Origin of the sequence: Streptomyces sp. MnatMP-M17, assembly GCF_900091995.1 — a bacterium.
In the GTDB taxonomy this organism is placed as follows: Bacteria; Actinomycetota; Actinomycetes; order Streptomycetales; family Streptomycetaceae; genus Streptomyces.
This window is the reverse complement of record NZ_FMDK01000296.1, coordinates 1-8,401: the sequence shown is the minus strand read 5'-3', so window position 1 is coordinate 8,401 and position 8,401 is coordinate 1. Positions and strand designations below refer to the sequence as shown.

The following is an 8,401-nucleotide window of genomic DNA, read 5'->3' as shown; positions in this document are numbered from 1 at the left end:
CGCCTCAGCCGCGCCTCCCGCGCCCACAGGGCCTGTCCCGCTGCCCGTACGTGGCGCGCAGACCGACCGGCCCACGCCCGCCGCCGCGCGTCCCGGCGCCCGCCACGGCCACCGCAGACGTCCTGTCACTCCGGTGGAGCCAACCGCCTCGCCCGTTGTCCCATCGGCCGAACCCGCCGACGACGGCACGATCCGCGCCAACAGAAGCAGGCCCCAACTGCCCAAGCGCCGTGGCCAGGAGCACCTTGTCCCACAGCTGCGGGACGGGCCTCCGCCACCGCCCGCCGCCGAGCCCGCGCTCCATGATCCCGGGCTGATGGCCGCCTTCCGACGAGGCATCGGTCTCGCCGAGTCCCAGCCCGTGGCGCACTCCCCGGAGCAGTCCGAACAGCCGGAACCGCAGCGCCACGACACCACTTCCAAGGAGTAGATGCACCATGGCGAGCGATGTGCCGACCGGCCATGTCTCGGACCTCGACTGGCTGTTGAGCGGTCTGGTCCAGCGTGTCCCGTACACCCGCAGCGCGGTGCTGCTCTCCGCCGACGGCCTGGTGAGATCCATGCACGGTATGGACACCGACAGCGCCGACCACATGGCCGCCCTCGCCTCAGGTCTGTACTCCCTGGGCCGTAGCGCCGGAGTGCGTTTCGGGGACGGCGGCGAGGTCCGTCAGGTCGTGGTGGAGCTGGACTCGACTCTGCTCTTCGTCTCCACGGCGGGCTCGGGCACCTGTCTCGCCGTACTGGCGGGACGTGAGGCGGATGCCGCGGTGCTCGGTTACGAGATGGCCATGCTGGTCAAGAGCGTACGGCCGTATCTGGCCACTCCGTTGAGACAGACCGCCGGCTCCGCCCCGGGCGCCCTGGGCCGTTGACCGTGCCGGTCCCGAAGGAAGGGCCTCTGCTCGACGGCGCGGCCGGCCGGCTCATCCGCCCGTACACCGTCAGCGGAGGCCGGACCCGGCCCACGACATCACTCGATCTGCTGACACTGGTGAGGGCCACCGGGCTGGTGCCTCCACCGGATCTCGGGCCCGAGCATGCCCAGGCTGTCGGCCTCTGCGGGGGCCCGATCTCGGTGGCGGAGATCGCGGCGTATCTCGGTCTCCCGGCGTCGGTCACCAAAATCCTGCTCTCCGATCTGGTGGACTGCGGGGCGATCACCGCACGACCCCCCGACAGTTTTGACCACCCCACCGACCGTTTCCTGCTGGAGGCAGTGCTCGATGGCCTACGACGACAGCTCTGAAGCCCTCCCCGAACCCTCTTCCCGGCCCTTTCCCACCGCGCTGAAGATCCTTGTCGCGGGCGGTTTCGGCGTCGGCAAGACCACCTTCGTGGGAGCGGTCAGTGAGATCGCGCCGCTGAGTACGGAGGAGCTGCTGACCCAGGTCGGCGCGGCGACCGACGATCTGACGGGCGTCGAGACCAAGACGGCGACCACGGTCGCCATGGACTTCGGCCGGATGACGCTGGACGAGCGTCATGTGCTCTATCTCTTCGGCACACCGGGCCAGGAGCGTTTCTGGTTCATGTGGGACGAACTGTCGCGAGGCGCGCTCGGCGCGGTCGTGCTGGCCGACACCCGGCGGCTGGACTACTCCTTCTCCGCGGTGGACTTCTTCGAGCAGCGCGGCATCGGATTCGTCGTCGCCGTCAATGAGTTCGACGGCTCCTACCGCTATGGCGCGGAGGAGGTACGGGCCGCCATGGACCTCAGACCGGAGGTGCCGATCGTGCTCTGCGACGCCCGTATCGCCAGCTCCGGTATCCAGACCTTGGTCACGCTCGTTCAGCATCTCCTCACCTCGTCGGCGTCGGCGTCACCGCCGCCGTCACCGGCGCGGCCATCGTCACCGGCTCTGTCCCCGGTTTCGGCTTCGGCTCTGTCGCCTGTTCCGGTCGAATGACGCGGGTACCACGGAGGACGGGCATGCAGTACGACCCGATCGGACGCCTGCTTCTCACTCCGGTCGACCGGGACGCGCCCGAGCGTGTGGTGCGGCTGCGCGAGCTCGGTCTCGGCGAGCGTCCGGAGCCGGTCTTCGACGCCTTCGCACGGGAGCTGGCGCAGCTGACCGGCGCTCCGTACGCGATGGTCAACTTCATCGGCGAGGAACGCCAGTTCTTCGCCGGGCTGCACGCTCCGCCCGGCGCCGGTGACGGCCGGTTCATGGCCAGGGACCTCGGCTACTGCCCGTATGTGGTGGTACGGCGCAGGGCGCTGGTGCTGGAGGACGTACAGGACTTCCCACGGTTCGCCGCGAACGCGCTCGTCGACGAGATCGGTATCCGCTCCTATCTGGGAGCGCCGCTCATGGACCGTACGGACCGTACGGGACTGGCGCTGGGCACCGTCTGCGTGATCGACACCGAGCCGCGGCGCTGGGGCCGTTCGGGACTGGACACCATCAAGTCGTATGCCGCGGAGCTGATGGCACGGATCCACCGCAGGGAGGTCGGCCTGATCTGATGCCGCTTGATCCACTACCCCGGCATCTTATGTGACGACCCGTCAACAGGACTCCCAGAAAGGCGAGATGGTGCGCGACGGCGGAGGCGCCGTACTCGCGCGCAGGACCACCTCGCCGCCTACCCGCAGCACCCGTGAGCGTGTTCCGCGCGGCTCGCGCAGCGCGAGCGAGATCACGCTCTCGCCCATCGTGGTGAGCGGCAGGGCGACGGTCGTGAGCGGCGGAGTCAGCTCCCGTACGAGCGGGATGTCGTCGAAGCCGGCCAGTGAGAGGTCCTCCGGGACCCGTAGGCCCGCCTCGCGGAAAGCGGCCAGCGCGCCGACGGCCATCACATCGGTCACCGCGAAGACACAGGTGGGCCGGGCGGAAGGACCGGACCGTACGAGCAGTTCCCGCGCGGCTGCGTAGCCGCCCTCACGGGTGAAGGCGCCGTGCACCACGGATCCCGCGCCGAGCGTGATCCCGGCCTCCATCAGCCCTTCCCGGAATCCGGCCAACCGGTCGGCGACCGTGGTGAGTTCACGCGGACCGCTCAGTACGGCGAACTCCCGATGCCCCAGGCCCAGCAGAGCGCGGGCGAGATCGGCCGCTCCGGCGCGGTTCTCTGGCAGCACGGCGTCCGTGCGCAGACTGCGATGGCGGCTGACGACGGCGACCCGGCCGCCCGCGCGGATGTACGGCGCCAGTTCCGCGCCCAGCCTCCGCTCCCAGGCAGGGTCCTGGAAGCCCGAACCGATGAGCAGGATCGCACGGGCGCGCTGGGCGCGGAGCACCGAGACATACGCGATCTCCTTGGCCGGTTCGCGGAAGGTGCTGGCGAGCATGACCAGGACGTCCTGCTCGGCGGCGGCCCGCATCACACCGCCCGCGATCGCGGCGAAGTAGGGATCGCCCACATCGTGGCAGATGACACCGACGGTGTTGCTGGAGGCGCTGGCAAGGGCCTGGGCATGGGCGTTGGGGATATAGCCGAGCACATCGGCCGCGGTGCGCACCCGCTGCCGCAGCTCCTCACGGACGCGCGCCGTGCCGTTCAGCGCTCGGGACGCGGTCGCCAGGGAGACACCCGCGCGGCGGGCCACGGCGTCCAGCGTCACATGGGTCTGTGCTTCCCGTTCACTCAACTCACTCAACTCGACCCCCAGGTCGCGGCGGCGGTGGCGGCGGTGCCCGAGGAGAACCTGCGGACCCCGAAAGTTCGGGACGACCTATTGACCGTACGGACGGGCAGTCATTAGCGTGGCGATCACCCTACCAGAAAGCGCTTTCTGAAAGCGCTGTCGGGGAGCACCGCTCTTGTAACTACCCGGATTTCCCGAGGAGTTCACTGTGAGCCAGAGCGTCGTACCGACACCAGCACCGAGTCCGGCTTCGGGGTCGGCACCGGCAACGGCCAAGGATGTGGCGGGAGTCGCGGAACGCGGCAGACCGGGCGCGGGCGAGCGGTTCGGCCGCGTGGTGGAGGCGGGCTGGCGGCCCGTCGTGCTGCTGGGCGCCTGTTTCGTCGTGTGGTGGATCATCGCCGCGGCCGAGCTGGTGGAGCCGTATCTCGTGCCCTCGCCCGGCGCGACGCTCGATGTGCTCACCGGCAAGGCCGGCTATCTCTGGCAGCACACCTGGGTGACGACCTATGAGACGCTGCTCGGCTTCGCGATCGCCGTCGCGGTCGGAGTGCTCGCGGCGGTGGTGATGGTCTACTCCTCGACCGTCGAGAAGACGCTCTATCCGATCCTGCTGTTCGCCCAGGTCGTGCCGAAGATCGCCATCGCGCCGCTGTTCGTGGTGTGGCTCGGCTTCGGTATCACACCGAAGATCCTGATCGCCGTGCTCATCGCCTTCTTCCCGGTGGTGATCTCGATGGTCACCGGGCTGAAGGCGGTCGATCCGGAGATGCTCCAGCTCTCCGCGACCATGGGCGCGAAGTCCTGGCAGACCTTCGCCAAGATCCGCTTTCCCGCCTCGCTGCCGCATCTCTTCTCCGGGCTGAAGGTCGCCGTGACACTGGCGGTGACCGGTGCGGTCGTCGGGGAGTTCGTGGGCGCGAACGAAGGGCTCGGCTATGTGATCCTCCAGGCGAACGGCAATCTCGACACTCCGATGCTCTTCGCCGGACTGCTCGTCATGTCACTGATCGGCGTCGTCCTCTTCGTCCTGGTGGAGATCGCCGAGAAGCTGCTGCTGCCGTGGCACGCCAGCCGCCGCGACAGCAATGTCACCACCGCCTACTGACGCTTACCGTCCCGTTCCGTCCCGTCCGTTCTGTCCCGCTCCGTCTCGTCTCGACTCGACCCCGTTCCGGGAAGGGCCAGCCATGCATGCGCGCAGACTCCTGATCGGCCTCGTACCGCTGCTCCTGGTCGCCACCGCCTGCGGCGAGGACGGCTCGGGCACCAGCACCAGCGAATCGGGCAAGAAGCTCGACAAGGTGACGCTGACACTCAACTGGTATCCGTACGGCGAACACGCGCCGTTCTACTACGGCAAGCAGCAGAAGATCTTCGAGAAGCACGGCATCGATCTGACGATCCGCGCGGGCCAGGGCTCGCAGAAGACCGTGCAGGCGACCGGCGCGGGACAGACCGACTTCGGCTGGGCCGACACACCCGCCGTGCTCAGCGGAGTGGACCAGGGCATCGCGGTCAAGAGCCTCGGTGTCTTCCTCCAGACCACACCGTCCTCCGTGCAGTTCTTCGACAGCGAGAACGTCCGGGCACCCGCCGATCTCAAGGGCAAGACCATCGCGGGCACGGCCGGTGACGCGCTGAGCAAGACCTTCCCGATCTTCCTGGCGAAGAACAACCTCAAGGAGTCGGACGTCAGGATCCAGAACACCGATCCGGCGGGCAAGATCGCCGCGGTGATCTCGGGAAAGACGGACGCGCTGCTCGGCTATGCCAGTGACCAGGGCCCGACGATGCAGGACAAGGCCAAGAAGCAGGTCTCGTATCTGCGCTTCTCGGAGCACGGTCTCAACTTCTACTCCAACGGTCTGATCGCGGGCCGGGAGATCCTCTCCGGCAGGAGCGAACTGGCCGGGCGTATGGTCCAGGCCGTCAGTGAGTCCTGGGCCGCGGCCGAGAAGGCGCCGGAGCCGGCCGTCGCGGCGATGGAGGGCGCTTCGGAGCAACTGCCGCCCGAGAGTGTGCTCTCGGAACAGTTCAGGACGACACTCACACTGCTGCACACCGACGCGACACAGGGCAAGGCGCCCGGTGTCAACACCGAGAGCGACTGGCAGCAGACCATCGATGTCTTCACCGAGGCCGATCTGGTGAAGAGCCCGAAGCCGGTCGCGGAGTACTGGGACAGCGGCACGGCGCTGAAGGGATGACGATGGCCAGGGACTTGACGTTGCGGAAGGCTGCCGGGCCGGCCGAGGGAGGGCCGGTGACCGGCGGAGAGACGGCGGCCGAAGGAGGGTCGGCGGCGGCCGTCGGCCTTGAGGATGTGGCCGTCCGCTTCCGGACGAAGAAGCGCGATGTGACCGCCCTGCACGAGGTGTCCCTCGATGTGACGCCGGGCGAGTTCGTCGCCATCGTCGGCCCTTCGGGCTGTGGCAAGTCGACGCTGCTCAAACTGGTCGCGGGCCTGCTCCGGGCATCCGCGGGCGCCGTACGGCTGCACGGCGACCGGGTCGACGGGCCACGGCACGACATCGGCTATGTCTTCCAGCGGGCCGCGCTGCTGGAGTGGCGCACCGCCCGGCGCAATATCCTGCTCCAGGCGGAGATGCGCCGGATGCCGGGCGAGCGGGCCCGTGCGCGTGCGGACGAACTGATCGCGATGACCGGGCTCTCCGGCTTCGAGGACGCGTATCCGCATGAGCTGTCCGGCGGTATGCAGCAGCGTGTCGCGCTCTGCCGCGCTCTGCTGCACGAGCCGCCCGTACTGCTGATGGACGAGCCGTTCGGCGCGCTCGACGCCCTGACGCGCGAGCAGATGAACATGGAGCTGAACCGCATCTGGCGCGAGACCGGCACCACCGTGCTGCTGGTCACGCACTCCATCTCGGAAGCCGTCTATCTCGCCGACCGGGTGGTGGTGATGAGCCCGCGCCCGGGCACGATCACCGAGATCATCGATGTCGGACTGCCGCCCGAGCGCGACTATACGGAGACGCTGGGACGGCCCGAATTCCGCGAGGCGGCCGGACATATCCGGGGACTGCTGGGCGCGGCCTCGGCCCAGGACTGATCCCGGGGCGATCCGTGGCGCATCCCGGATGCGGGATATCGTTCTGTAGGTGAGAGAAAGTGAGACCGAAGGAAACACTCCCGGCGCCGGCCTCGGTACTGCCCCCGGCGCCGGCCTCGTCGACGAGCTGCTCGCCGCTCGCCCATGAACGCGAGCGACTGTCTGTGGATACGGCTCTGGGGTCCTACGCGCTTTCGCTGTCCGGGGCCTGAGCCGGTCCGGTGCGCCGTTGTGGTGGTCCAGCCATGAGCGCCGGTCCTACGTATGTGCCCGAGGCGATACGGCTCTGCGCCGACGAACTGCTCGACGCCGCCGACGCGTTGGCCGATCTGATGCTCGACACGGTGGCGGGCGGCGCCTCCATCGGCTTTCTCCATCCGCTGGACCGGGCGACAGCGGCGCGATGGTGGCGGGCGCAGGCCACCGCGGTACGGGAGGGACGGCTGTCCGTACGGATCGTCCGGGACGGCGAACGGATCGTGGGGACCGTCGGTGTGTCTTTCGCGGACAAGCCCAACGCCCGCCATCGCGCCGAGATCGTCAAGCTGATGGTGCACCGCGACGCGCGTGGGAAAGGGCTCGGGCGTACGTTGCTCACCGCGGCGGAGGAGGCCGCGGCCGAGGCGGGCGTGACGCTGCTGCTGCTCGACACCGAGACCGGCAGCCCTGCCGAGACGCTCTACCGTTCGGCGGGCTGGACCGTGATCGGAGTGGTTCCCGGCCATGCCGCGGACCCGGGCGGGACGCTCCGCCCGACCACCTTCTTCTACAAGGACCTCGGGAACCCCAAGCACCTCGGGAACTCCCAGGACCTCGGGCCGGTCCCGGCCGCCGTGTGACAGCGGCCGGGACCCACACCGTAAGCCGACCGATCAATCCTGGCTCAGTACCGCAGCCGCGACAGATACCGGTAGCTGTTCAGCGCGGACGCGAACGGATCGGCCGGTGCGTCGTGCTCCACCAGCCACTGCCGCACACCGCCGCTGCGCGCCGTGTCGAACATCGCCGGGAAGTCCAGCACTCCCGAGCCGACGTCCTCGAAATCACCGTTCGGCGCCATGTCCTTCACATGCAGCGCCGGGAACCGGTTGCGGTGTTCGACGAAGAGCCGGCCCGGATCGTCCCCGCCCTTCGCCGCCCAGTACAGATCCAGCTCGAAGCCCACCAGCTCGGGATCGGTCTCCTTGAGCAGGATGCCGTACAGACTCTCGCCGTCGATCACACTGTGGTCGCCGTCGTGATTGTGGAAGAGCACCTTGAGCCCGGACTCCCGGGCGACGCGCCCTGCCGCGTTGAACTGCCGTGCCGCTTCCCGGTATCCGGCCGGTGAGTGCATCCCGGCCGGCAGGCTCGGCACCACCACCCACTTGCCGCCCAGTGTGCGGACGTCCTCGATCGCCTGAGGCAGTCCGCTGCCGGTGACCGTGGTGTAGGCGACATGTTCGAGCACGGCCTTGAGCCGCGTCTCGTCCAGCATCCGCCGGATGTCGGCCGCGCTGTGGCCGTGTCTGCCGCTGACACCGACCGTCGCGTAACCGATCTCCGCCAGCCGCTCCAGCGTTCCCTTGAAGTCCGTCGCGAGCGGTGTGCGCATGGTGTAGAGGTGCATACCGATCCCGGACGGCGGTATGCGCCGCCGCGGGCAGCGGCCTGCGGCGCCTGCGCCATAGGTGGTGGTCCCATGGGTGGCGGCATTGGCGGCGGTCGCCGACGCCACCGCCGTACCCATGCCC

At 68.9% G+C, this 8,401-nt stretch carries 10 protein-coding genes and 1 pseudogene; 9 read left to right on the top strand and 2 right to left on the bottom strand.

Translation table 11 applies throughout. The annotated features are described in order from the left end of the window. The 5 genes and pseudogenes from GA0115259_RS40275 to GA0115259_RS14055 all read left to right on the top strand — a co-directional run. A pseudogene (locus GA0115259_RS40275) lies at positions 1-430 on the top strand (hypothetical protein); the annotation flags it as partial. 7 nt (positions 431-437) lie between these two features. Further along, the gene (locus GA0115259_RS14070) at positions 438-875 is read left to right on the top strand and encodes a roadblock/LC7 domain-containing protein (protein WP_093596032.1); all 438 of its coding nucleotides are present in this window, start codon (positions 438-440) and stop codon (positions 873-875) included. A 2-nt stretch (positions 876-877) separates the two neighbouring features. Then, positions 878-1,249, top strand: coding sequence for a DUF742 domain-containing protein (locus tag GA0115259_RS14065; RefSeq protein WP_093596029.1), 372 nt, complete (start codon positions 878-880; stop codon positions 1,247-1,249). Next, the gene (locus tag GA0115259_RS14060; protein WP_093596026.1) at positions 1,227-1,910 is read left to right on the top strand and encodes a GTP-binding protein; all 684 of its coding nucleotides are present in this window, start codon (positions 1,227-1,229) and stop codon (positions 1,908-1,910) included. Before GA0115259_RS14065 ends, GA0115259_RS14060 begins: the two co-directional genes overlap by 23 nt. Positions 1,911-1,933: 23 nt before the next feature. Next, entirely contained in the window at positions 1,934-2,473 is a 540-nt protein-coding gene (locus tag GA0115259_RS14055; protein ID WP_093596023.1) for a GAF domain-containing protein, read from the top strand. Between the two features lie 42 nt (positions 2,474-2,515). Here the strand turns inward: GA0115259_RS14055 and GA0115259_RS14050 are convergent, their stop codons facing one another. After that, entirely contained in the window at positions 2,516-3,571 is a 1,056-nt protein-coding gene (locus tag GA0115259_RS14050) for a substrate-binding domain-containing protein (RefSeq protein ID WP_093596020.1), read from the bottom strand. Between the two features lie 304 nt (positions 3,572-3,875). Between GA0115259_RS14050 and GA0115259_RS14045 the strand changes: the two genes are divergently transcribed. From GA0115259_RS14045 to GA0115259_RS14025, 4 genes are all read left to right on the top strand, one after another. Next, complete coding sequence (locus tag GA0115259_RS14045) at positions 3,876-4,703, top strand: ABC transporter permease (RefSeq protein WP_093596017.1); 828 nt, start codon at positions 3,876-3,878, stop codon at positions 4,701-4,703. An 82-nt stretch (positions 4,704-4,785) separates the two neighbouring features. Beyond that, complete coding sequence (locus GA0115259_RS14040) at positions 4,786-5,805, top strand: ABC transporter substrate-binding protein (protein WP_093596014.1); 1,020 nt, start codon at positions 4,786-4,788, stop codon at positions 5,803-5,805. A gap of 2 nt (positions 5,806-5,807) precedes the next feature. Further along, the gene (locus GA0115259_RS14035) at positions 5,808-6,668 is read left to right on the top strand and encodes an ABC transporter ATP-binding protein (RefSeq protein WP_093596011.1); all 861 of its coding nucleotides are present in this window, start codon (positions 5,808-5,810) and stop codon (positions 6,666-6,668) included. Positions 6,669-6,913: 245 nt separating this feature from the next. Beyond that, positions 6,914-7,507, top strand: coding sequence for a GNAT family N-acetyltransferase (locus GA0115259_RS14025; RefSeq protein WP_093596008.1), 594 nt, complete (start codon positions 6,914-6,916; stop codon positions 7,505-7,507). Positions 7,508-7,551: 44 nt separating this feature from the next. Here the strand turns inward: GA0115259_RS14025 and GA0115259_RS14020 are convergent, their stop codons facing one another. After that, entirely contained in the window at positions 7,552-8,397 is an 846-nt protein-coding gene (locus GA0115259_RS14020; protein WP_176732542.1) for a sugar phosphate isomerase/epimerase family protein, read from the bottom strand. Positions 8,398-8,401: the final 4 nt, after the last annotated feature.